Source organism: Solibacillus sp., from assembly GCF_040273735.1.
Lineage (GTDB): Bacteria > Bacillota > Bacilli > Bacillales_A > Planococcaceae > Solibacillus.
Window position 1 is genome coordinate 69,854 of sequence record NZ_JBELZM010000002.1, and the last position, 25,714, is coordinate 95,567.

At 38.3% G+C, this 25,714-nt stretch carries 17 protein-coding genes; 12 read left to right on the forward strand and 5 right to left on the reverse strand.

Annotation, left to right across the window (positions count from 1 at the left end; translation table 11 throughout):
• Positions 1–138 precede the first annotated feature (138 nt).
• Entirely contained in the window at positions 139–3,324 is a 3,186-nt protein-coding gene (locus tag ABS917_RS02490) for an SNF2 helicase associated domain-containing protein (protein WP_350477529.1), read from the forward strand.
• Between the two features lie 42 nt (positions 3,325–3,366).
• Here ABS917_RS02490 and ABS917_RS02495 read toward each other — a convergent pair whose 3' ends face one another.
• On the reverse strand, positions 3,367–3,816 hold the full coding sequence (locus ABS917_RS02495; protein WP_350477530.1) for a universal stress protein: 450 nt from the start codon (positions 3,814–3,816) through the stop codon (positions 3,367–3,369).
• A 108-nt stretch (positions 3,817–3,924) separates the two neighbouring features.
• Positions 3,925–4,515: a biotin transporter BioY gene (locus ABS917_RS02500; protein ID WP_350477531.1), complete on the reverse strand. Its 591-nt coding sequence runs from the start codon at positions 4,513–4,515 to the stop codon at positions 3,925–3,927.
• Between the two features lie 200 nt (positions 4,516–4,715).
• On the opposite strand from ABS917_RS02500, the gene ABS917_RS02505 reads away from it, so the two are divergent.
• Positions 4,716–6,179, forward strand: coding sequence for a protein adenylyltransferase SelO (locus tag ABS917_RS02505; protein ID WP_350477532.1), 1,464 nt, complete (start codon positions 4,716–4,718; stop codon positions 6,177–6,179).
• A 123-nt stretch (positions 6,180–6,302) separates the two neighbouring features.
• On the opposite strand, the gene nspC is transcribed toward ABS917_RS02505, so the two are convergent.
• The 3 genes from nspC to proC all read right to left on the reverse strand — a co-directional run bounded on the left by nspC (position 6,303) and on the right by proC (position 9,737).
• Positions 6,303–7,463 carry a carboxynorspermidine decarboxylase gene (gene nspC / locus ABS917_RS02510; protein WP_350477828.1) on the reverse strand — a complete coding sequence of 387 codons (1,161 nt, stop codon included), beginning with the start codon at positions 7,461–7,463 and terminating at the stop codon, positions 6,303–6,305.
• Between the two features lie 32 nt (positions 7,464–7,495).
• On the reverse strand, positions 7,496–8,725 hold the full coding sequence (locus ABS917_RS02515; protein ID WP_350477533.1) for a saccharopine dehydrogenase family protein: 1,230 nt from the start codon (positions 8,723–8,725) through the stop codon (positions 7,496–7,498).
• Positions 8,726–8,927: 202 nt separating this feature from the next.
• The gene (gene proC, locus ABS917_RS02520) at positions 8,928–9,737 is read right to left on the reverse strand and encodes a pyrroline-5-carboxylate reductase (RefSeq protein WP_350477534.1); all 810 of its coding nucleotides are present in this window, start codon (positions 9,735–9,737) and stop codon (positions 8,928–8,930) included.
• Positions 9,738–10,078: 341 nt separating this feature from the next.
• Here proC and ABS917_RS02525 point away from each other — a divergent pair, with 341 nt between their 5' ends.
• The 10 genes from ABS917_RS02525 (at position 10,079) to hemA (ending at position 25,628) form a co-directional block, all read left to right on the forward strand.
• Entirely contained in the window at positions 10,079–11,068 is a 990-nt protein-coding gene (locus ABS917_RS02525; RefSeq protein ID WP_350477535.1) for a DUF3196 family protein, read from the forward strand.
• Between the two features lie 109 nt (positions 11,069–11,177).
• Positions 11,178–12,467 (forward strand): trigger factor, encoded by a 1,290-nt coding sequence (gene tig / locus ABS917_RS02530; RefSeq protein WP_008405167.1) that lies wholly within the window; start codon positions 11,178–11,180, stop codon positions 12,465–12,467.
• 384 nt (positions 12,468–12,851) lie between these two features.
• On the forward strand, positions 12,852–14,123 hold the full coding sequence (gene clpX, locus ABS917_RS02535) for an ATP-dependent protease ATP-binding subunit ClpX (protein WP_350477536.1): 1,272 nt from the start codon (positions 12,852–12,854) through the stop codon (positions 14,121–14,123).
• A 259-nt stretch (positions 14,124–14,382) separates the two neighbouring features.
• Positions 14,383–16,725 carry an endopeptidase La gene (lon, locus tag ABS917_RS02540; protein WP_350477829.1) on the forward strand — a complete coding sequence of 781 codons (2,343 nt, stop codon included), beginning with the start codon at positions 14,383–14,385 and terminating at the stop codon, positions 16,723–16,725.
• Entirely contained in the window at positions 16,725–17,306 is a 582-nt protein-coding gene (gene yihA / locus ABS917_RS02545; RefSeq protein WP_339172233.1) for a ribosome biogenesis GTP-binding protein YihA/YsxC, read from the forward strand. The genes lon and yihA overlap by 1 nt, the downstream gene beginning before the upstream one ends.
• Positions 17,307–17,430: 124 nt before the next feature.
• A complete protein-coding gene (locus ABS917_RS02550; RefSeq protein WP_350477537.1) occupies positions 17,431–17,604 on the forward strand; it encodes a YjfB family protein in 174 nt (57 codons plus the stop codon).
• Positions 17,605–17,746: 142 nt separating this feature from the next.
• Positions 17,747–19,441: a phosphate ABC transporter ATPase gene (locus tag ABS917_RS02555; RefSeq protein WP_350477538.1), complete on the forward strand. Its 1,695-nt coding sequence runs from the start codon at positions 17,747–17,749 to the stop codon at positions 19,439–19,441.
• Positions 19,442–19,519: 78 nt separating this feature from the next.
• Positions 19,520–20,953, forward strand: coding sequence for an S-layer homology domain-containing protein (locus ABS917_RS02560; protein ID WP_350477539.1), 1,434 nt, complete (start codon positions 19,520–19,522; stop codon positions 20,951–20,953).
• Between the two features lie 12 nt (positions 20,954–20,965).
• Entirely contained in the window at positions 20,966–23,926 is a 2,961-nt protein-coding gene (locus tag ABS917_RS02565) for a vWA domain-containing protein (RefSeq protein ID WP_350477540.1), read from the forward strand.
• 346 nt (positions 23,927–24,272) lie between these two features.
• Complete coding sequence (gene hemA, locus ABS917_RS02570) at positions 24,273–25,628, forward strand: glutamyl-tRNA reductase (RefSeq protein WP_350477541.1); 1,356 nt, start codon at positions 24,273–24,275, stop codon at positions 25,626–25,628.
• The last annotated feature ends 86 nt before the right edge of the window (positions 25,629–25,714 follow it).

The window sequence follows — 25,714 nt, forward strand, 5'->3', positions numbered from 1 at the left end:
TTTTTGCTCTTAATTATATTCATTTTCCTACCTCATATCGCGATTATGGAAGAGTTAAAGGTTTTTCATCTTCGCTTTGAACTAGTAATTCAATGGGTGACATGAGAAAATGGAATGAATAGAAAAAGGGGGATCGGCATGGATATTAAATTATCGGAAAAACAAATAAAAAATCTATGCGGAACCGTTTCTTTTAAAAAAGGGCAAACTTTTTATCAAACAGGGAAAGTGAATTTCCTGAAATATACGGAGATGTATGGAGAAGCGCTTGTAAAAAGCACGGAACAATTCGTTGTCCGTATTGAAAAAGAGGGAGCAGGTCAATTTAAGTCATCGTGCAGTTGCCCGACTTTGGGTGATTTCAGTAAAAGCTGTCAACATGTAGCGGCAGTTCTTATCGCTATTTATCATCTCAACAAGAATAAGGCTCAATCGCTGCCAGACGTTGAGTACGATGAAAGTTTTATTTCTGAAAACAGCTTTCTTTCTATTTTTAAACAACAGACAGTACAAACGACAAGGCAGCAGCGTCACTTTGAGAAGCGGGAAGTATTGGATGTACAGTTCCTAATAACACCTGTTCACTTTACAGAACAAGAACCCGTTATTGGGATGCAACTCCAAGTTAATGGAGATCAAATATTATCTATTCGGGAGTTTTTAACGCATATAAAAAATAAAAAGCCATACCGGATTTCTCATAATACAAATTATAATTTTAAGCAGTTTTGTTTTGACGAACAGCATGATGCCATCTTACAGCTCCTTATAAAAATTGTGGAAGATGATGCACTTTATAATGACGCACCTGTACAAAATAAGGAGCAGCAATTACTGATCATTCCGCCTTCCTCCTGGTATGTACTTTCTTCACTGATTTCGAATACGAAAAATGTTTCGTTATTTTATCAAGACGAAAGCTATGACGAAGTAGTGATTGAAACACAGCCTACAGCACTTCGTTTTTTCATTGAAGCAAAAGGGGAAGAGTATCAGCTTTATATAGAAGGAATTGAACGTACAGTCTTGCTTCCGAGTTACCGGTTAGTGTTATTTGACGGCAAACTGACGCAAATGAGTGATGACAGCATGAAGCAGCTTTTCGAATTAAAGCAAATGCTTAAGCAAAAATCTATAATAACAATTGAGCATTCACACTGGGATTACTTCCGGGAACGGGTAATACCTAAACTGAAAAAAATAGGTGTTGTCGAAATGGCTCGGGAGCTTTCGGTAAAACAGATTGAAACCCCCTTAGTAGTAAACGTTTACTTAGACCGTTTGAAAAACCGTTTCCTTGCAGGTATTGAATTTCAGTACGGGCAATTTGTCATTCAACCATTGGATGATCAGCTTTCGGATGACGTATTCATCATACGTGACATCGAAAAGGAAGCGACGGTTTTAGCGATGATGGATGAAAGCGGCTTTACAAAAACGGATGGCGGCTACTATATGCAAAATGAAGAACTTGAATATGAGTTTTTATATCACCAGCTTCCAAAGCTCACAAAACTAGCTAAAGTCTATGCAACAAATTCTGTTAAGCTGCGGATTGCCAAAGAAAATAACTTTCCGAAAATCCGGGTGAATGTCCAAAAGGAACGGACAAATTGGCTTGAATTTAAATTTGAAATGGATGGTGTTTCGAATAAGCAAATAAAAGAAATCTTAGCGGCAATCAAAGTGAAGCAAAAATATTATCGTTTACAAGATGGGGCATTGCTGTCCCTGGAGACGAGGGAAATCGAAGAAATTCAGCGCTTCCTTAGAGCAATTCCAGCTCAGGATGATGAGTATGAATTAACGTTTAATATGCCAATATTGGATAGTCTACCGTTTTTGGAGCAGTTTGAACAAAGTGAGATATTCGAAGCGGAAGAATCGTTTAAACAGTTTACAGGCCAGTTATTACATCCTGAATCATTAACATTTGAAGTTCCGGAAAGCCTGGAACCAATTCTTCGTGATTACCAGAAACATGGTTTCAACTGGTTGAAATTGCTCTCGAATTATGGATTCGGCGGTGTACTAGCCGATGATATGGGGCTTGGGAAAACAATACAGAGTATCGCTTTTATCGTATCTGAATTACCGATAATCCGTGCTAACAAACAGCCGGTACTAATTGTTTGTCCATCATCGCTTTCGTACAATTGGCTTTATGAGTTCATGCAATTTGCACCGGAAGTCGAAGTGATTGTCATTGATGGGGAAGTATCGGAGCGGCGTCATTTACTGCGTACAATGGAAAATCATGATGTCATTATTACAACTTATCCGTTATTACGTAAAGACAGCGCATTTTATGAACGTCAGCATTTCCATACGGTATTTTTTGATGAAGCGCAGGCCTTTAAAAATCCGGTAACACAGACAGCAAGAGCGGTGAAAAGAATTAATGCGACAAATCGCTTTGGTTTATCAGGCACACCAATTGAAAACTCATTATCGGAATTATGGTCGATTTACCGTGTCATCTTTCCGCAGCTGTTCCGCGAGCTAGAAGAGTTCCGCCATATGCAGCGAAAAGATATTGCAAGAAAAGTAAGGCCGTTTCTCCTTCGCCGAATGAAAGAACATGTATTAGGTGAATTACCTCAAAAGGAGGAAATGATTGAAAAAGCTGAACTGTTACCGGAGCAAAAAGCGTTATATGCTGCCTATTTGGCAAAGTTGCGTGTCGATACAATGAAGCATCTAGACAAAGAAACATTCCATAAAAACCGAATTCGTATTTTGGCGGGAATTACGAGATTGCGTCAAATCTGCTGTCATCCAGCCTTATTCATCGAAGGGTATAAAGGAAGTTCCGCTAAGTTTGAGCAGCTGTTCCGATTGTTGGAACAATCGAAGGCATCCGGCCGCAGGGTATTAATATTTTCACAGTTTACGCAAATGCTGAAAATGATTGCAACAGAGCTTTCCAAGCGCGGGGAACCGTACTTTTATCTTGATGGACAAACACCTTCAGAAGAGCGTATTGCACTTTGTAATTCTTTTAATGATGGCGAGCGGGATATGTTTTTGATTTCATTAAAAGCGGGTGGTACTGGACTGAATCTAACAGGGGCAGATACCGTCATTTTATATGATTTATGGTGGAATCCAGCAGTCGAGGAACAAGCAGCTGACCGTGCCCATCGTATGGGGCAAAAGGAAGTTGTACAAGTTATTAAGCTTATCGCAAACGGAACGATTGAGGAAAAAATGAGTGAGCTTCAACAAAAGAAAAAAATGCTTATTTCGGATATTTTGGACGGTGATGAATCATCGAAGGGAACATTGACCGAGCAAGATATCCGGGAAATTTTAATGATTTAAAAAGGTTATGAGGACATTTTTGTGCACCTCATAACCTTTTTTTTATTTTTCTGGTGTACGTACAATCAAAACATCACATTTTGCATGTCGGACGATTGCTTCTGTAGTGGAGCCCATGAACATCTGCTCGGCCGCATTTGATCCGGTTGCACCACAAATGATAATATCTGCTGGCGCATGCTCTGAAAGCTTTCTTGCTAAAATTGTTTTAGGTGTACCTTTTGTTAAAATTTTATTGACCAAAGGAATTCCTGCATCTTTTGCTTCCAATTCATAGCGGTCCAATAAAACTTCGCCATGTTTTCGAACCAATTCAACCATATTATCATAAAGCATATCAAAAGATGCGGAGAAGCTCGTATCGATTACATGGATAATATGTAAAGTCGAGCCAATATTTCTTTTTGCTATATCAATCGATTTTTGAAAAGCAAGTTCGCTTATTTCTGAACCATCTACTGCAACAACTATATTTTGATAATGATTTGCCATATGAAATTCCTCCTTCATCTATTGAATAAAGTATATCAAATATATGAATCTCGGTATAATGATGACGCCGAGAATATGAGATGAGGAATTCTACTGAAATTTACTAGATTATTTTGTAGGCAGGATTTTCAGGATTTTTTGAATACGATAAGCAAAGAACCCGGCAAAAATTGAAAGAATAATATCTTTTGGCATTGGGGGAATCATCCAAAGCCATGCCATTTTAAATGTAAAACCTTCAGGTGCGGATGCCCATAATGTATAAGCAAAATACATCCATGTTGTTCCTATAATATAGTTAACTGCCATCGCAATAAGTGCGCCAATAATATAGGCAAGTCGCGTTTGATACTTTTCGGCAATTTTACCGGCAATATATGCACTAATAATAAATGTTACGATAAAACCGAAAGTCGGAAGTAGAATCGCCGAAAATCCGCCCGAGAATTTAGAGAATACCGGTGCCCCTGCTAACCCGATAAACATATACACTGTACATGCAATGGCTCCTTTTTTTGATCCAAGCACTAAACCTGCTAATATTGCAAAAAATGCTTGTAATGTTATCGGTACACCACCGACCGTTAGAAAAGGTACAAATGATGTAATATTTGCTCCAATCATAATAAGTGTCGCAAAAAGTGCACTGTAAATTAAATCGATTGTTTTAAAGTTTTGTGTTTTGTGAACAGTCTCCATACATTACTCCCCTTGTTGTTAACTTCTATATTATTTTGGTTAACATAAATATAAAGTGAGTTTTGTTTTGTGTCAACTTTTATTTTAAATAGGTTAACATACAGGAGGTGTTTATATCAACATGACCGGACGTAATTTTGGTTAACTTGTATAAAAAAGTTTATAATAAGTGCATCTTTGAAAGAAATGAGGCGAAAACAATGACAGATAAAAAGCAGAATTTCGGTTTTCGTTTTGATAACAGTTACATGGAGTTGCCGCAAACTTTTTATTCCCATGTAACGGCTAATGAAGTGACATCACCTTCAATCGTCATCTTTAACCGGACATTAGCAGAGCAGCTTGGTTTAGAGGCTCAGGAATTAAAAGAGCAAGGTGCCGCTATTTTGGCGGGACACGAAATGCCGGATGGTGCAGCTCAAATTGCACAAGCCTATGCGGGACATCAATTTGGACATTTTAATATGCTAGGCGACGGAAGGGCATTATTAATCGGAGAGCACCTCACGCCAAATGGGGAACGGTTTGATCTTCAGTTGAAAGGATCCGGTCGTACACCATATTCTCGAGGTGGCGATGGACGTGCTGCACTCGGTCCGATGCTGCGGGAGTTTATCATCAGTGAGGCAATGCATGCACTTTCGATTCCGACAACACGCAGCTTAGCCGTTACGGCTACAGGGGATGTTATCTACCGGGAGACAGCTTTGGAAGGTGCTGTTTTAACTCGTGTTGCTGCAAGTCACTTGCGGGTCGGGACGTTTCAGTATGCGGCTGCATTTGGTGAACAGGAAGATTTAAAAGCTTTGGCTGATTATGCAATTGAGCGCCATTATCCTGAGATTTTGCAGGAAGAAAACCGCTATCTTGCATTGCTCGAGGCGGTGCTTGACAGACAAGCGGCTCTTATAGCGAAATGGCAAAGCGTCGGCTTTATTCATGGTGTAATGAATACCGATAATATGACAATCAGCGGGGAAACAATCGATTACGGTCCATGTGCGTTTATGGATACGTATGATGTGGCAACTGTATTCAGTTCGATTGACCGTCAGGGGCGCTATGCTTACCGCAATCAGCCGCCGATCGCATCATGGAACTTAACACGTTTTGCAGAGAGCTTGCTGCCGCTCCTACATGAAAATGAAGAGGAAGCAGTTCAACTAGCACAAAATATTCTTGGAAAATTCCCATCAATTTATGAAGCTTATTATTATAGTGAAATGCGTGAAAAATTAGGTCTTCTTTCAATTGATGAACAGGATGAGAAGCTGATTGATGATTTGCTGAAATTAATGGAAAAACATGAAGTGGATTTTACAAATACTTTCCGTGCATTGACGGAAGGTAAGCGACCGAATAATGACCTGTTCCAGTCAGAAGCATTTAAACAGTGGGAAAAAACATGGTTTGAACGGATTGAACAGCAAGACACGACAATTGATGAAACGATGCAAGTAATGCAGTCTGTTAATCCGGCCGTTATTCCAAGAAATCACTTTGTGGAACAGGCAATTGAACAATTTGCAGAAGGCGATCCGTCCATGTTTGCCGAGATGCTGCAAGTGCTGACAAGTCCGTTTGACGTGACAGAGCAGTACAAAAAATATACAGAACCGCCGACAGACGAAGAACCACCATTTGTAAGCTATTGTGGGACTTAAAAAAACGAGCATGGTACAACGTAAAAGTTGTTGCCGTGCTCTTATTTTAGAATACGGAAAAAACAGAAAAACATCCATTTTCCTCACGGAGAAAATGGATGTTTTGTTACCATGGATTGTTAATTAAGATAGACGGTTACGGTAGTCTTCGTATTGGAAAGTACGAATAACTTTTACACCATCTTGTTCATTGTAAGTGCAAATACTTGGCAGATTTACACCATTGAACATATGCGTTTTTACCATTGTATAATGGGCCATGTCCGTAAAGACAAGTTTGTCGCCTGCTTGTAGCGGCTCATCAAAAGAATAGTCTCCGATAATGTCACCTGCTAAGCAAGTCATACCGCCTAAACGATATGTGTAAGCTTTCTCGTTTGGCTGACCTGAACCTATAATATGCGCACGATAAGGCATTTCAAGTGTATCCGGCATATGGCAAGTAGCTGAAGAGTCGACAATCGCAAGCTCCATACCGTTATGCACGATATCAAGCACAGTCGCCACTAAATAACCTGTATTAAGCGCAATTGCTTCGCCTGGCTCTAAAATTACTTTTACGCCGTATGTTTCTTGGATACGGTTGATTAAGCTGACTAATAGCTCAACATTATAACCTGGTTTCGTAATATGGTGACCTCCACCGAAGTTGATCCACTTCATCTGATGCAAGTATTCACCATATTTCTCTTCAAAGTGTACTAAAATACGCTCTAGAACTTCAGCACCTTGCTCACACATTGCATGGAAGTGAATGCCTTCAACACCGTCAAGTTCATCCGGACGGAATGACTCCACCGGAATACCTAAACGCGAGTTAATATAGCAAGGGTCATATAGAGGTGTTTCCACTTCTGAATAACCAGGATTCACACGTAATCCAATTGAAATATTTTTCTCGTGATTTAACACTTTATCTTTGTATTTATTTAACTGATCAAATGAGTTAAATACAATATGGTCGACATAAGTTAAATACTCATCGATTTCATGCTCTGCATACGCAGGGGCGTATGCGTGTACTTCCTTGCCGAATTCTTCAAAACCAAGACGTGCTTCAAATAGTGAGGAAGATGTAATCCCCGCTAAATAATTGCGCGCCATCGGAAATGTTGACCACATAGAAAAGCCTTTGAGTGCAAGTAAAATATCACAATTCGTACGATCTTGTACGGATTTTAACAGTTTTAAATTGCGCTCAAGTAATCGCTCGTCCACTACGAAGGCTGGAGATGGTGCCTGTGACCAGTCTATGCCTGTTTCATCTGCAAGTGCAGCCGCCATCACAGGTTTTTTCGTATTTTTAATATCTGTCATTACGCTTTTTCTCCAGCAGAAGTGAATTCCAAGTCGATTAATTCAGGGTTTTCTGTTTCGTGCCATGGTAATCCCCATTTATTTAATGCATCCATGAATGGGTCTGGATTGAAGTCTTCCACATTCCATACACCTGGTTTTTGCCATTCGCCGTTCATTACAAGCATAGCACCGATCATTGCCGGTACACCAGTTGTGTAAGAAATCGCCTGTGAGCCAACTTCTCTGTAGCATTCTTGGTGATCACATACATTGTATACATAGTAAGTTTTCTCTTTACCGTCTTTAATACCGCGAACGATACAGCCGATGTTTGTTTTACCTTTTGTAAGAGGACCTAATGTAGCTGGGTCTGGTAGAACAGCTTTTAAAAACTGGATTGGCTGAATCATTTGTCCTTGGAATTCGATTGGCTCAATTGAAGTCATACCTACATTTTCAAGAACGTTTAAATGTGTTAAGTATTTTTCGCCAAACGTCATCCAGAAGCGGATTTGTTTTAAACCTTTAATGTTTTTCGCTAAAGATTCTAATTCTTCATGGTATAGAAGGTAGCAATCTTTTTCACCGATTTCCGGTAAGTTATAAACTGTTTTATATTCTAAAGGCTCCGTTTCAACCCACTCGCCTTCTTTCCAGAAACGTCCGTTCGCAGTAATTTCGCGAATGTTGATTTCAGGGTTGAAGTTTGTTGCGAATGGAAGTCCGTGGTCTCCACCGTTTGCATCAACGATATCGATGTAATGAATTTCATCGAAATGATGCTTTTGTGCATGCGCTGTGAATACGCCTGTTACACCTGGGTCAAAACCTGAACCTAGAAGCGCAGTAATACCTGCTTCTTCAAAACGCTCTTTATACGCCCATTGCCATTTATATTCGAATTTAGCAGTATCCAAAGGCTCGTAGTTCGCTGTATCTACATAGTGAGTCTTCGTTGCTAAACATGCATCCATAATAGTTAAGTCTTGATATGGTAAAGCTACATTGATCACCACATCTGGATTAAATCCATTGATTAGGTCAATTAGTTCCTCAGTGTTATCCGCATCCACTTGTGCTGTGTGAATAATCGTTTTTCCACCATCTAATTTTTCTTTTAAAGCATCACATTTTGATTTTGTTCGACTTGCGATCATAATCTCTTCGAATACTTCTGAGTTTTGTACACATTTATGTACGACAACGCTAGCAACTCCGCCAGCTCCAATAATCAATGCTTTACCCAATTTCTTGTCACGCTCCAAATCTATAATTTTTTGGTTTCATTTTTGAAACAAGATTGATTATATATAATACTACGGTAGTTAGCAATTATGTTCTCATATTTTTTTCGAAGAATTAATAGAAATTAAAAACATAAATTATTATCATTTTTGTATATGAATAGAAAATGCCCAGTGAGAAGTTAAATCCACTGGGCACTCATTTCTATTTAACTGTCTGTTTTTGTAAAAATGTATCACGATTCGTAACAGCATCTACGGCTTCGTAGATGGTACTTTCAAAGTGATTGACTTGAAGAGAAGTGACACCTTGAATTGTTGTTCCTCCAGGTGAACATACTTGATCGATTAATGCCCATGGGTGGGAATCGGACTGTAATACCATTTGCGCACTCCCTAATACAGAGCTTGCTGCAATTTGAAGTGCCATATCTTTTGGCATTCCTTCACGAACTGCCGCACGTGCCAATGAGTCGATATAAAGGTAAGTGAAGGCAGGAGAAGCACAACCGATTGTGGTAAAAATCGAGAATAGGTTTTCAGGAAGCTCGACAATTGTTCCGACTGTGGCAAAAAGCTTCTCAACGATTGCTTTTTGACCGGCACTAGCATTCTGAGTTGAATAACAACTTGTCGATGCCCCGATTGTTGCGTTGATATTCGGCATAACGCGGAAAATAGACGTTTCGCTTCCAAGTTCCTCGTGTAAATAATCGATTGATTTTCCGGCAGCGATTGAAATGACGATATGTTTATTTGTGAGATGTTGTTTGATTTCAGGCAAAACATCTTCAAACATTTGAGGTTTTACAGCGATGACAATAACGTCAACTTGTTTAATTAACTGTTCGATCGAATCGGCTGCCTGAATGCCGTATTTATGTACAAGGTCATCGGTTTTTTCGCGGCTCCGGTTCATCCCGTATACATCGGCAGCATTAAATTGCTCGCTTGTGATCATGCCGTGAATAATCGCGCCAGCCATGTTTCCAAGGCCGATAAATCCAAATTTCATTTATAAATCCTTCTTTCAATTTTAATTATATCTATTACGTAAATATTCATAGCGCTTAGTATACCGCACTGGTCAGTCAATGCAACCAGAACGACTTTTATCATGCACAAAAATAACCTTCATTCTGCCGCTATTATCAATAAATCAGGTTATTTCCAAGCAAGAACGGGAACATTGAGTAAAAAGGGCAACGACTTCGGATTAAATCATGCATTCGAGTAATAAATTGTATATAACTATAATTTTTGAGTACTTATTGTTGGAATGAATAAACAACGTTAAAATAAATGCAATGGACGAAGAGTGCAACAGCATTACTTTGTCGCCGATGGAGTGATTAGATGAAAGAAAATAAAAAAAATAAAGGTCATGGAAAAGTAATTTTATTCCCAGGGATGACAGACCGATTATTTAATGAAGCGAAACATATGGCCGAAAATAATCAATACAAAGAAGCGAATGAGTTATTTGAGCAAGCATTGTTGCTAGGTGAGGGAGATGAAATGTCGCTTAGTATATTTGCGTACTCATTATATGAAGAAAAAAATTTCGAACGTGCTAAACAAGTATGTGAGGAATTGCTTGCGATAGGTCCTAACATGTACTTTGAAGTAATGGAACTGTACTTAACTATCTGCATGCAATTACGCCAATTTAAACAAGTTGAAAAAATCATTGAATCATTGTTTGATGAACAGTTAATTCCTGATCATGAAGTGGAAAAATTCGAACGTTTAAAAAACTTGAATGCCCATATTGCCGAAAATCAGGAATCCCATTTTCAAGCACCTATTATTGAAGATGACGAACTTGAAGAATTTATGGCAACAGAATTTTTAAATATGTCCGCACAGCAGCAAATGATGCTGATTCAGGAACTTACGGAAAAGAATATCCGTCCATATTCAATTGAATTGAAAGCAATCATTGAAAACGATGCAATCCAACCGTTTATAAAAAGTTTACTGCTTATCCTTCTTGTTGAACAGGAAATCAATATGACGGTTACTGTTACAAAACTTGATCAGTCTAAAGAATTAAACCCGGTGAATTTTCCGTTACCGACGAAGCTGCCTCAATATAAGGAAATTACGGAAATTATAGCGGATCAATTGGCGCAGGAGCCTTCGACATTAGAGTTTGCGCAGCACTTAATCGATAAGCATGCAATCGTCCTTTACCCGTATGAATGGTCCGGATATTCAAGTGAAGAAGTTGCTGCAGGCTATATCGATTACGTGAAAACAATGTTCGGTGAAGAGAGAGAAAAGAATGACGAAATAGTAACTTTTTTACAAAACATAGAAAAAATGTCGGATTTGCAAGAGTAGTGAAAAAAGTTGAAACATTGAGCATCTATGTTATACTAAAATGGTTGTCAAACAATATATATGACGAGTTTGTTTATTCAAACGAATGTTAACTTTGGAGGTAATATATATGTCAGTAAAATGGGAAAAACAAGAAGGTAACGAAGGTTTATTAACGGTTACTGTAGAAGCTGCAGAAGTTGATAAAGCTTTAGACCAAGCTTTCAAAAAAGTAGTAAAACAAATTAATGTACCAGGTTTCCGTAAAGGGAAAATGCCTCGTAACGTATTTGAAAAAATGTACGGTGTAGAAGCTCTTTACCAAGATGCTTTAGAAATCGTTATCAATTCTTCATACCCAGTTGCTTTAGACGAAGCTGGTATTGAGCCAGTTGACTACCCAGAGATCGCGGGTACTGAGAATTTCGCTAAAGGCACTGACTTCACATACACTGCAACAGTAACTGTGAAACCAGAACCTAAATTAGGTGAATATAAAGGTTTAGAAGTAACAAAACAATCTGCTGAAGTAACAGACGAAGAAGTTCAATCTTTAATCGACGCTCAATTAGCTAAAAAAGCTGAATTAGAAATTAAAGAAGATGAAGCAATCGTTGAAGGCGATACAGCTGTAATCGATTTCGAAGGTTTTGTTGGTGAAGAAGCATTCGAAGGCGGTAAAGGTGAAGACTACGCATTAGAAATCGGTTCTGGTTCATTCATTCCAGGTTTCGAAGAGCAATTAGTAGGTGCTAAAACTGGTGAAACGAAAGATGTAGTAGTTACTTTCCCGGAAGAATACCATGCTGCTGAATTAGCTGGCAAAGAAGCGAAATTCGTTGTAACAGTTAAAGAAGTTAAAACAAAAGTATTACCGGACTTAACTGATGAGTTCGCTAAAGAAATCGATCCAGAAGTTGAAACTGTAGAAGCATTACGCACTAAATTAAAAGAAACAACTTTAGCTAACAAAGAAGCAGACGTTGAAGCTTCTTTACGCGACGAGTTAGTTGAAAAAGCGGCTGCTAATGCAGAAGTTGAAATTCCACAAGGAATGATCAACACAGAAGTTGACCGTATGGTTCAAGAATTCGGCCAACGTTTACAAATGCAAGGCATGAACTTAGACTTATACTACCAATTCTCAGGTCAAAACGAAGAAGCATTACGCACTCAAATGGCTGAAGAAGCTGTAAACCGTGTACGTGTATCTTTAGTGTTAGAAGCAATTGGTCAAGCTGAAAATATTGAAGTATCTGAAGAAGATATCAATACAGAAGTTGAAAAAATGGCTGCTCAATTCGGTATGTCTAACGACCAAATTTTAACTGCTTTAGGTGGAACTCAAGTTCTTGAGAACGATATCCGCACTCAAAAAACAGTTGAATTCCTAGTTGAAAACGCTAAAATTTCAAACTAATTATTTGTTTTGAATAATCGAGTTCGAATTCAATCCTGTACTGATTCATGACCATGGTGAAGCAAGAATCAGTACCGACAAGTACCGGTTTTATTCCTGGGCTACCGTCTAACATAAAGATAAACTAGTACGGATTGAATAAAATGAGATTTTGACAAGGTACGGTATACCCGTGCCTTGTTTTCTACCTTTGAATACATACATATAATAGTTGGTTCATTTGAATATTTAATGATAAAAAGTTACAATATAATTTCATTAACTATTGAACAGCCAGCAAAGTTTAATAGGACATAAAATAAGCTAGTAACAACGCGCAATCAATTTATTTGATAAAACAACTAGAATCTTGTAAGATTGTTGCTTGAATAGGGGTGAACCAAATTGTTTAAATTTAATGATGAAAAAGGCAATTTAAAATGCTCTTTTTGTGGTAAACCACAAGAACAAGTTCGTAAACTGGTTGCAGGACCAGGCGTATATATTTGTGATGAATGTATCGAACTATGCTCAGAGATCGTAGTGGAAGAGTTAGGGATCGAAGAGGAAATCGAGTTCAATGAAATTCCAAAACCTAAAGAGATTTTAAATATTTTAGGTGAATATGTAATCGGACAAGAACGTGCAAAAAAAGCATTGGCAGTTGCTGTATATAATCACTATAAACGTATTAATTCGAATTCGAAAATTGACGATGTTGAATTATCAAAATCGAATATCGTATTAATCGGACCAACTGGTAGCGGTAAAACTTTACTTGCTCAAACGCTGGCGCGTATTTTAAATGTACCATTCGCAATTGCTGACGCAACAAGCTTAACTGAAGCAGGTTATGTTGGTGAGGATGTTGAAAATATTCTTTTAAAACTAATCCAGGCTGCAGATTATGATATAGAACGTGCAGAAAAGGGTATCATTTATATTGATGAGATTGACAAAGTTGCTCGCAAATCTGAAAATCCTTCAATTACACGTGATGTATCAGGCGAAGGTGTACAACAAGCATTACTGAAAATTTTAGAAGGTACAGTTGCAAGTGTTCCTCCACAAGGCGGACGTAAGCATCCACATCAGGAGTTCCTTCAAATCGATACATCGAACATCCTATTTATCGTAGGTGGAGCATTTGATGGAATCGAAACAATTATTAAACGTCGCCAAGGCGAAAAAGTAATTGGCTTTGCTTCAACACAGAATAAAGGTATTGAGGAAGATGCTTCAATTATGTCTCAGTTAATTCCTGAAGATTTATTGAAATTCGGTTTAATTCCGGAATTTATCGGACGTTTACCGGTATTGGCTACTTTAGAGCAGTTAAATGTTGATGCATTAGTACAAATTTTAACTGAGCCTAAAAATGCTTTAGCAAAACAATACCAAAAAATGTTGGAGCTGGATGATGTAGAGCTGGAGTTTGAAGATGAAGCACTTGTTGAAATTGCTAAGTTGGCAATCGAACGCAAAACAGGTGCACGTGGTCTTCGTTCAATCATCGAAGCGACAATGCTTGATGTAATGTTTGAATTGCCTTCACGTGAAGATATTAAAAAATGTATCATCACAGCTGAAACAATTCGTGATAAAGCAGATCCAAAATTAATTTTGGATGATGGTTCTGAATTAAAAAAAGACGACAACAAAAAAACTTCAGCTTAATTTACAGCTGAATGGATTCCAACTATGTAGCTGACTTAGACTTCTCAAGCAAGTCCAAAGTCAGCTTTTTCTTACAAAACGTATATACATAAAGTTTCGGATACTTTCGCCGAATGTCACAGGTTTTGAAGCGTTATTTATGGTTTGCTTCAGTTTTTGGAGCACATAAACTCGGAAAAATCTGGACTCAGTTACGCTTAGGCGTAATTGACAAGGAACTAACACATACTTATATTGCGGGTTGTTTTTTACGATTTGGATGGAGGTGAATACCCGCGTGACAAAAAAATTAACTAATATGCCAGTTTTACCGTTAAGAGGACTTCTTGTATACCCAACGATGGTTTTACATATTGATGTGGGTCGAGAACGTTCTATTGCTGCACTAGAACATGCGATGCTTGAGGACAGCACAATCTTTTTAGTAACTCAAAAGGATTTACGTGTTGATTCACCGGGAAAAGCAGATCTTTATAAAATGGGGACATTAGCGAAAGTAAAACAAATGCTAAAGCTGCCAAATGGAACTTTACGTATTCTGGTTGAAGGTTTAAACCGTGCGGAAATGGTTCGTTATGAAGATTCCGGTAAATTTACAACTGCTGATTTGGAACTATTTGAAGATGAACTGCACAAAGATGCGGAAACAGAAGCTTTAATGCGTACTGTGTTAGCGTATTTCGAAAAATACGCAAAATCTTCAAATAAAATTACGACGGAAACAATCGAATTGGTACTTGATATTGAGGAACCGGGCCGATTAGCAGATGTCATTGCTTCTCATCTGCCTTTCAAAATTAATGAAAAGCAGGAAGTGCTCGATATTACGAACATTAAAAAGCGTCTAGACCACTTGATGATTCGTTTGCATGATGAGCAGGAGATTTTAAATCTCGAGAAAAAAATCAGTACAAAAGTGAAGCAGGCGATGGAGCGCACACAGAAAGAGTATTATCTGCGTGAGCAAATGAAAGCAATTCAAACAGAGCTTGGTGACCGCGAAGGAAAAACGGGTGAAATTGCCGAACTTCGTAAAAAAATCGATAGTGCCGGAATGCCGGAGTCTACACAAAAAGTTGCATTTAAAGAACTGGACCGCTACGAAAAGTTACCTGCTGCAAGTGCAGAGAGTGGGGTCATCCGTAACTATTTGGAATGGCTTGTTTCGATTCCTTGGACAGAAAAAACGGAAGACCGTATTGATATTGCCTATGCTGAAGAAATTTTAAATCGCGATCATGATGGGTTAGAAAAAGTAAAAGAACGCGTTTTGGAATATTTATCAGTACGTCAATTAATGAATTCATTGCGCGGTCCGATTTTATGTTTAGCAGGACCTCCAGGCGTAGGTAAAACGAGTTTAGCGCGTTCTATCGCAGAAAGCCTTGACCGTAAATTTGTCCGTGTTTCACTTGGCGGTGTACGTGATGAATCTGAAATTCGTGGTCACCGTCGTACGTATGTGGGCGCAATGCCGGGACGTATCATTCAAGGAATGAAAAAAGCGGGCACGACAAATCCTGTATTTTTACTTGATGAAATTGATAAAATGTCAAATGACTTCCGTGGAGACCCATCTGCTGCAATGCTTGAAGTATTGGACCCGGAGCAAAATAATACATTCAGTGATCACTTCATTGAAGAGCCATACAATTTGCAAGATGTATTATTTATCGCAACAGCAAATGATTTAAGTACGATTCCAGCACCATTACTTGATCGTATGGAAGTCATTAATATCGCAGGTTATACAGAATTCGAAAAAGTAGAAATTACTAAGAACCATTTGATTCCGAAACAGATGAAGGAACATGGTTTGAAGAAAACGCAAATGTCAATGAAAGACGAAGCAATTACGGATTTAATTCGTTACTATACACGTGAAGCTGGTGTTCGTGGATTGGAACGTCAAGTTGCGACTGTTTGCCGTAAAGCAGCGAAAAAAATCGTATCTGGCGAGAAGAAAAAAGTAACGGTCAACTCTAAAGTATTAGTGGATATGCTTGGTAAACACCGCTTCCGCTATGGACAGGCGGAAATGGAAAACCAAGTAGGTGTTGCTACCGGACTTGCCTATACGACAGTCGGTGGTGATACATTGCAGATCGAGGTTTCATTAACCCCTGGTAAAGGTAAATTAATTTTAACAGGGAAGCTTGGCGATGTAATGAAGGAATCCGCACAAATTGCGCTTTCATTTGTCCGCACTTTAACAAACGATTTAGGTGTGGATGCTGATTATTTCGATCAGCACGATATTCATGTCCACGTTCCGGAAGGCGCAGTACCAAAAGATGGTCCATCAGCAGGTATTACGATGACGACTGCTATTGTATCTGCAATAACTGGAAAAGCAATTAAACGCGAAATTGGAATGACTGGAGAAGTAACATTACGGGGTCGTGTACTGCCGATCGGCGGCTTAAAAGAGAAATCATTAAGTGCCCACCGTGCAGGATTAACGACGATTATCATTCCGCAAGACAATGAACGTGATATTGATGATATTCCTGAAACAATTCGTGAGCAACTCACATTTAAACTAGTTTCACAAGCGGAAGAAGTTCTTGCGCTCGCACTAGATGGAGGTTTTAATAAGTAATGAAAGTCCATAACGTAGAAATGATCGGCAGCTTTGTCCGACCAGAACAGTTCCCGGAAGACGGGTTACCTGAATTCGCTTTAGCGGGTCGTTCAAATGTCGGCAAATCTTCGTTTATCAATCGTATGATTGGCCGTAAAGCAATGGCACGTATTTCGTCAAAACCTGGTAAAACACAACAGCTGAACTTCTATAAAATTGAAGAACAGCTCTATTATGTTGACGTACCAGGATACGGCTATGCAAAAGTTTCAAAATCAGAACGTGCAGCATGGGGAAGAATGATCGAACAGTACTTTATGAGTCGCGAACAGTTAAGAGCGGTTGTCTTAATTGTTGATATTCGACATAACCCAACTTCAGATGATTGCATGATGTATGATTTTTTAAAGCATTACAATATCCCGGTAATAGTTGTCGCAACTAAGGCCGACAAAATTCCGAAAGGAAAATGGGATAAGCATAAAAAGATTGTTCGCGAAACATTACAAATGGAAAAGCAAGATCCATTAATTGTGTTTTCTTCTGAAAAAGGTCTTGGTTTTGAAGAAGCTTGGGCCGAAATTGAATCACGCATGTAAACAATGCAACCTCGAATTAACTTTCGGGGTTGTTTTTTATTTTGGTCAATTTACTCTCATTAATAATAATAATTACTTGATATTCATAGTATTTTGCCGATAAAGGTAAATAGGAGGTGTACATTTGGATATTGCTGCATTAGCGATGTCGATGAAACATACTGAATTGATGCAAGAGGTTTCATTGGCCATGACGAAAAAAACGATGGAGTTTCAGCAACAAAACGCGGAACAAATAATCGAAGTGATCGATGCGTCACACCCCATATTAGGTAAAACAATCGATATTTCCGTATAAATAATTTCGACAACCAATGCCAATAGTCGGCAAATTTGTTACACTAAAATAGGTCCTGCGTCAATATTTGGAATTGAATGCAAATATTTCAGACGTTTACTATGAATTAAAAGAAAGTTACTGAGAGAAGGAGGCGGAAAAATTGCTAAAAAAAATCATTATCATATTAATGGCAATTACTTTTGCTTTAGCGATCTTACCAACAGGGCAGCAAGCTGAAGCATCGAATACATATACATTTATGAAAGCAAATTATAATGAAACTGAAGATAAGAAAGGGAATGTCACACGAACATTAAAAAGTGTCACATTAAAAAACAGTGCAGGGAAAAACGCAACATTTAACCTTGCCAATACTGGGAAATACTATATTAATAATACGCTGACAACAATTGCAGGGTTTAAAGCAGGAATGAATGTCACAATTAAATTAAACTTAGGCAAAATTACAGAAATGCGTGGTTCTACAAATGTAGAAGGCGGTTCAATCGTCGAAAACAGCAAACAAGTAACAGGTGCTGTGACACAGATTGATCCTAACGGTTTGCAGCTCCGTGTGAAAATCGATGGTTCTTCAACGAAAAATTATACAGTGACAGATAATACGGAAGTGTTCAAAGGAAACTCATCTGTAGATTTAAGCACACTTTATGTAGGGGATCGTGTCCGCTTAAAATTTGCAACAGCCAATACTTCCCGAATCGCTGAAATTACGATTATGAGCACAGCCAATATGGTGTCAGAATTATATAAAGCAGATTTAAATACGGTTAATACAAACAAAAATTCGCTAAATGTTAAAAATGCACATCCTTTACTAAACTGGCGCTTTGGAACAGTAAGTACGAAAACACAGGCTACATTTAATTTTACAAACAATACAAGCATTTATGTAGGAAATAAAAAAATCTCAAAAAGCCAATTAAAAAAATATAAAAATAGTGAGCTTTATTTTGTAACAAAAACTCAATTCAGCAAAGAAGTAATCGATAAGATTATCGTATTGGCTAAAAATGAGCGTACTTTCTATCAACCTATTACAAGTGTCAATCTTGGTGTGAACACGCTGCAACTTAAAAATTCTTTAAAATTAAATTACCATAACGGTTCGATTTTAATCCGCAATGGCCGTTTAGTAGAACCTGAAGGTCTTATTGCTCTTGATTTAGCGCAAAAACCGATTTCGACAACGGCGTTTGTATTAACGGATGGTACAACTAAGAGTGATTATGCTCATATCGTAAATATAACAAATGATGCTTATTTAGCGCCGAATCTATCAAAATATAAACTTTACTTTGGTCGAATTGATGTGGCGGATTTAGATGCATATGAAGTGGAGTTATCAGACTTACAACGTTTCGATAATCATTTCTGGAATACGGATAATTCCGTTGCATCATTTGCTTACAGTAATTCAACAATCGCTTCAGAACTGGATGGAACAAAGCAATTTAAAGTCATTCCGGAACTGGATCTCGATTTATACGATAATTATACAAATTCACCAAATCCATATTACGGATACTTCTTTGTAAATGATGGTCATATTGAGGGCATTCATTTTGTGCCAAATGAGAAACTGGCTACGTTAACATTAACTGGTCGTGTAAGTTCGATTAATGTGAATACGAAAAAGATTTCTGTTGTTAACAGCAGCCAGTGGAGTAAAGATGGTCACTGGAGCTACCGATCCGGTTCACTTTCACTCGACTTATCAAAAGCGATGGTTATTAAAGATGGTGAAGTAATCGATATTTCTGATATTAATAAGGCAGATCATGTAACAGCAATTGCACGTTCAACATCTGAAGTTTATGTATTATTAGTAAACTAGTTAAAAAATGCATGCGGGACCAGTTACCCGCATGCAATTTAAACAAATGTGAATTTTAAAGAAATGAGGGACGAATTTGTGAGAAAGAAACTTTGCTTCACCTTCCTATTGGCATGCTCATTTTTTCTGATGCTGCTCCCTTCATCAAGTTCCGCACAATCTATTGATTTAACAGGCGGTATAAAAAACGAATATGAATATGAAGAATACTTTTTCTTAACGGGAAAACCGATTAAATTTACGGGCACAAATAAAAATGTAACGATTTCAACGAAAGAATCTAAGGGCAAGCTAACTGAAACGTATAAGTTTACGTTGGCGGGACCAAATGGAGAGAAGCTGACGCGGAATTTTACGTATACATACGATGTTACAAACTATGACCAAGTAGGGCAAAGCTCGGCAACGGGTGAGGTTACAAAATTTACCGAAAAAATTACAGTTGGCGACAGAACATTTACATTGGCGGATTATCAGCTTTCAAAAAGTACAATTACAGACAAGCGTCCGGCATCCGACTATTATTCAGGAAATGCGATTGCCCGCAAAACATATACCGAAACGACAGGCCGTGGTAAGAACGCTGTTACAAAAACGATAACGGTGAATGCAGATAGCCGAAATGAAGGTTATGAGAATTTCTGGGGAGCTACTGAAACACAAATAACGGATCTTGAAATTGAATTTGATGACGGGACGATCGGTACAGTGAAAAATAAAGTATCGACATCCAAATCACGAACACTGGAATATAACGAAAACGATGCATCTTTATCAAGTTTTAACGGTAACTATAAAACGATTAGCTCTGCCGATTCGCTTTCGGAATACGAATACGATTTGCCTAGTAGCAAAGGAACTGTCGCAAGCAATATCGATTATATGCCGAAACTGGAAATGCTGAAAATTCCTAAATTCCGTGATTTATCTTCCAACTGGGCACGCGAGCAAATTGAAAAACTGTATTCACTGGGAATATTGGATGACCAATCCAACTTCTACTCACCAAATACACCTGTACAGCGCTTTGATTTTGCAATCGCAATTGGTAAAGCAATTGATCTGCGTGTATTGGAAGAAACGAACCGTAAGAAGACACAGCCTTCTATTTTTAAAGACGTGAAACGTACAGTAAAGGATTACAATTACTTAGTGGCAACGGTCGATAAAGGAGTTATTAAAGGGAAAAATCCTACGACATTTGATCCGGATGGTTTTTTAACACGCCAGCAGGCAGCGACAATTTTAGTGCGCGCACTTGGGCTGGAAGGAAAAGCACCTGATCCTGGCTATTCTACAGACTATAGAGATGATTACAAAATTACGGATTATGCACGCGATGCAATTTATGTTGCAACACAGTTAGGATTAATGTCAGGCAGCGACGGTTATTTCAATCCGAAAGCAACACTGACACGTGCACAGTCTTCTGCGATTATTGAACGATTTTTACGTTATTTAGAAGCCGATCTAAAAGAGAATTACCGAGACAATATTCTGTTCTTTAACTAAGGGGTTGCAAACATGAGTAAAATGAAGAAACTAATGGCCATACTGCTCTGTTGTCTTCTAGTATTTTCCGTGGTATTTCCGTTCGGTGCTTCGGAAACGGAAGCCGCAAGCAAGCAAATTACGGATATAGCGAGTAATAATTCGAAATATAAAGCAGCAAAATGGACAATAGATAATGATTATTTACAGTTATATAAAGGAAATAAATTCCAGTCCGGGACCCTCGTAATGGAATGGCAGATGCTGCAGTTTTTAGCGAAGATGGACAAAAACTATCATTTCAATACAAATGATAAAGATATGCTATATAAATATTATGGTGACTTGAATATTCCGTTATATGGCGTTAATAATAAATCAAAACGCAATGCCAATATTTCAAGGGGCCACTTTGCAAGGCTCTATGCGGCGGTAAATGGTCTTGATTTATCAGAAATCCAGGCGGTCAGATATTTATATATGAACGAAATTACAACAGGTACAACCGGAAAACGCACATATGAAGACTATAAGCCGACACGCAACATTAATCGCGGTGATATGGCGGTCTTCATGTACCGCATCAACCAGCAAGGGAAATTGGCGATCGAAGGTCTGGCAAGTACACCTGGTGGAAAAGACAATAATAAAATTACATTACCGGTGAACTTTGTTGAGAGTAAAAACGGTACTGTAACGATTCCGACAACTCCAGGTAAAAACACGGATGATAAAGTGACACGTCCGGATGTTTATAAAGCGGTTAAAAAAATTAATGTAGAAAACGAAGAGCTTACAGCAAATGGTGTTGATTCTACTTTAATTACCATTGATTTACGCGATAGTTACGGCAATGACATTTCATATGATGAATCATTGGCATTCAAAGTGACTTCAAAAGCTGGGGCAAAAGTTTCCGAAACGAATACAAGTACAAGCGGTCAATCAACAACGGTTTATACCGATGGACCACAGCTTAGCGTATATGTAACGGCGCCTGCTTTAACGAAGTCAGTAGTCGATACAATTCGTTTTGAGATGATTAATCCATCAGAAAAGTATTACACGTACAAAAATCAGGTTATTGAAGCATCTGTCCGCTATGTGCCAAAAGCGGAACTTCGTATTACTTATGAAGTGTTTGATCCAGAACAGACGGAATGGAATGGCGGAACGGTTGATCCGGGGGTAAGACCATTACCTGCATTACCTCAAGGTGTTGTAGGGACAACGACAGTACCATTTACACAAAACGGGGTTATTACAATTTCAGACTACGATCCCGATTTAAAAGTAATGACAGGATCTAAATGGGAAAGCTATACAACTGCTGATGGAAAACTGACACAAGGCCAGGTTACTTCCAAAGAAATTCAGTACGGGAATGCAGATTTGAAGCTGGAAGGTCAAATTATTTCGGTTTGGCTGTTCGAACAAATTCTCGACTATATGATTGAAGGACCAAAAGAGGAGTCTTCTTGGGGCGGTCTCGGCAATGCTAAAGTAATGTACACGGTCAACAATGAGGGACGTGCCACATACGATTTGCAAGGTGTTATGAGTGAAGAAGATACTAAAGCATTCGATTCAATGCTCCATGCGGTCATTATTTATTTAACAGACAAGTTTTTACCGATTGCTGATCAGGTAACATTAGCGCATGAAGAATCGGTTGAGGTCATTAAGGCGATGTATGATCGATTAGGTCAAATCGACAAAAACTTATTGCGAAAAGATTATGCGGACGTAATCGGGAAGCTGGAAGGTGCCGTTGCGAAAATTAAAGTATTGCTTGCAGGAAAAGAACTGCAGCAACGCCCGGATGGCATGGACCGTTATACGAAAGTAATCGTCAACCTTGTCGCGCCAGGCGGGGTAATTATTACCGACTATAAAGGAACGGTGGAAGTTACATTTAACGGCAAAACACGTGTCGTATCATTTGATACAAATACGAAAGACTATAATAACGGCACAGGCAGCCGCGGATCTGCTGTAGTATACTTTGACGATATTTTATACGGTAAAGCTCAAGTTAAGGCACGCTTGATCGATTTAGATCCACGTTATGAAAAAGTCGTTCAAAGTCTGAAAAATACAACGGTCTCTGAACAAATTTTTGCCAATCCGCGCTATGAAAACAATTTATGTTCTATTGAATCGGAAGTAATGTTCGTCGTAGACCACTCAGGCTCGATGAAAGCACGAGATGCAAAAAATTATACAGCGAATAAAGTGAAGCAAACGATAAAACAAATCGGAGCAAACCCAAGTCATGTGTATCGGTTCAATAATCGTCCAAATCATGAAGCGACAGATAAAGCGGATGTCGTTTCAAGTATCGATAGCTTATTGACGTATAAAAATGAAAACCGCTCGACAAATATTGTGAAAGCTCTTGAAACAGCAATCGGTAATTTCACGACAAACCAATATACAAGTAAAGCCATTGTCCTTGTGACAGATGGTTATTCAAACAGTAATGGGCTTGATAAAGTGCTGAATGATGCCAAAAAGAAAGGCATAGCAATCCACACAGTATCGGTTGGATCATATACAACTGTAAATGAAAAACTACTGCAAGATATTTCATCCGAAACAAAGGGCACATATCAAAATATTACATCTATTGAAAACTTGCACAGCTCCTTACAAGCGATCATTACAACGATTTTATGTAAAACACCTGTTATGAACAATAGTTGTCTAGTTGGGGATACAATCTTTAACAATACCGATGTGCGTATCGAAACATCAAAAGTTACAATTTTGGCGGATGTGAATACAGGATGCGACAATGTGAAAGGTGTACGCGTTGTATTTATTTCACCTAGTGGAGATGTTAAATACGACTTGCCGGCAAGAGGTTCTTCGCGCTATATGCATCGACCGAACCTTTATGAGTTCCCGGAATTTGATTTGTATGTAGAAGTGGAATTCCAGGCAATCGATACAACAGGAAACATTATTGGGACTAAAATTCATAATATGTGACAAAATAGAGGCTCACTCATAAAGTGAGCTTCTTTTTTGGTTTGAATGATTGAAATCTGTGTCGAACTTTGTTAAACTTACATTAGAATAATTCTAATTTAAAAATAAAAGTTCCTTTCTCGAAAGTACTTCATCTTGCGCTCTATGTGACAAGATGTATTTTTCTGAAGTTAGGGTATAGATACTAAGGTTTAAACATCCACTGACAATTTAAAAGTTGTTTTTGGATTTAAATAAGTACGTTTAGTAAATACTTTCAAAGCATGTTCACAAACTAATCTGGAATCATGCTGTCATTATGTTACAATAAAATCAATGAATTAGAACGTGTGAGGTGTGGGGGTTCATGCATACATTAGTAGTAGGCCTGAATTATAAAACAGCGCCAGTAGAAATTCGTGAAAAGCTCTCGTTTATCGAATCGGATCTTCCGAATGCTATGGAAGCGCTACAAAAACAAAAAAGCATATTGGAAAATGTAATAATCTCTACTTGTAACCGTACTGAAATTTATGCGGTTGTTGATCAATTACACACTGGTCGCTATTATATTAAACAATTTTTGGCGAACTGGTTTAACATACCGATGGAACAGTTTGAGGATCACTTATTCATCCGTGAAGAAGATGAGTCATTAAACCATTTATTCCGTGTAACGGCTGGTATTGATTCAATGGTGCTTGGGGAAACGCAAATTTTAGGACAAGTAAAGAAAAGTTTTTTACAAGGTCAGGAAATAGGTACAACTGGTACAGTCTACAACCAATTATTTAAACAGGCCGTAACATTCGCAAAACGCGCCCATAGTGAAACAGCAATTGGAGAAAATGCTGTTTCTGTTTCTTATGCTGCCGTGGAGCTTGCCAAAAAAATCTTTGGTTCCCTAAAAGATAAGCATGTAGCCATTTTAGGTGCGGGTAAAATGGGTGAGCTTGCAATTCAAAACCTATACGGAAATGGTGTAGGAAAAGTAACGGTGATTAACCGTACATTTGAAAAAGCTCAAAACTTGGCATCGAAGTTTGATGGAGATGCTAAAGCAATGAATGAGCTGCAATGTACTCTTTTGGAAGCAGATATTTTAATCAGTTCAACTGGGGCAACAGATTATGTCATCGATCAGGACTTGATGAAAGATGTTGCGAAATTCCGTAAAGGCGATCCGTTATTTATGGTCGATATTGCGGTACCGCGTGATCTAGATCCGCGTATTGGCGATGTGCCAAATGTCTTTCTGTACGATATTGATGACCTTCAAGGAATTGTACAAGCAAACTTGGCTGAACGTGAACGTGCTGCAAATGAAATTACGGCGATGATTCAAGAGGAAATTATTCAATTTAAAGATTGGTTTAATACACTTGGTGTCGTGCCTGTTATTTCTGCCTTACGCAAAAAAGCGGCATCTATTCAAGAAGAAACAATGATGAGTATCGAAAACAAAATGCCGAATTTAACAGAGCGCGAGCGTAAAATTTTAAACAAGCATACAAAATCGATTATTAATCAGCTATTGAAAACACCGATTCTACAAGCAAAAGAACTTGCGAACGAGAAAAATGCGGAAGCTCAGCTTGCATTATTCCAGCAAATCTTCGGTATTGAAGACGAAGTGCAGCAAGAGGTCCAGCAACTTCGCCCGGAAGTAAAGAGCAGTGAAACAGCAAAAGAGGTATCCTTAAAACCAGGTTTCTCTTATTAATTGAACAATAGCCAATAGACATTGAGCCTTATTGAAGCACTTTATTCAAATAAATCATAAGCGTTTTCGTATCTATATGGTAAAAT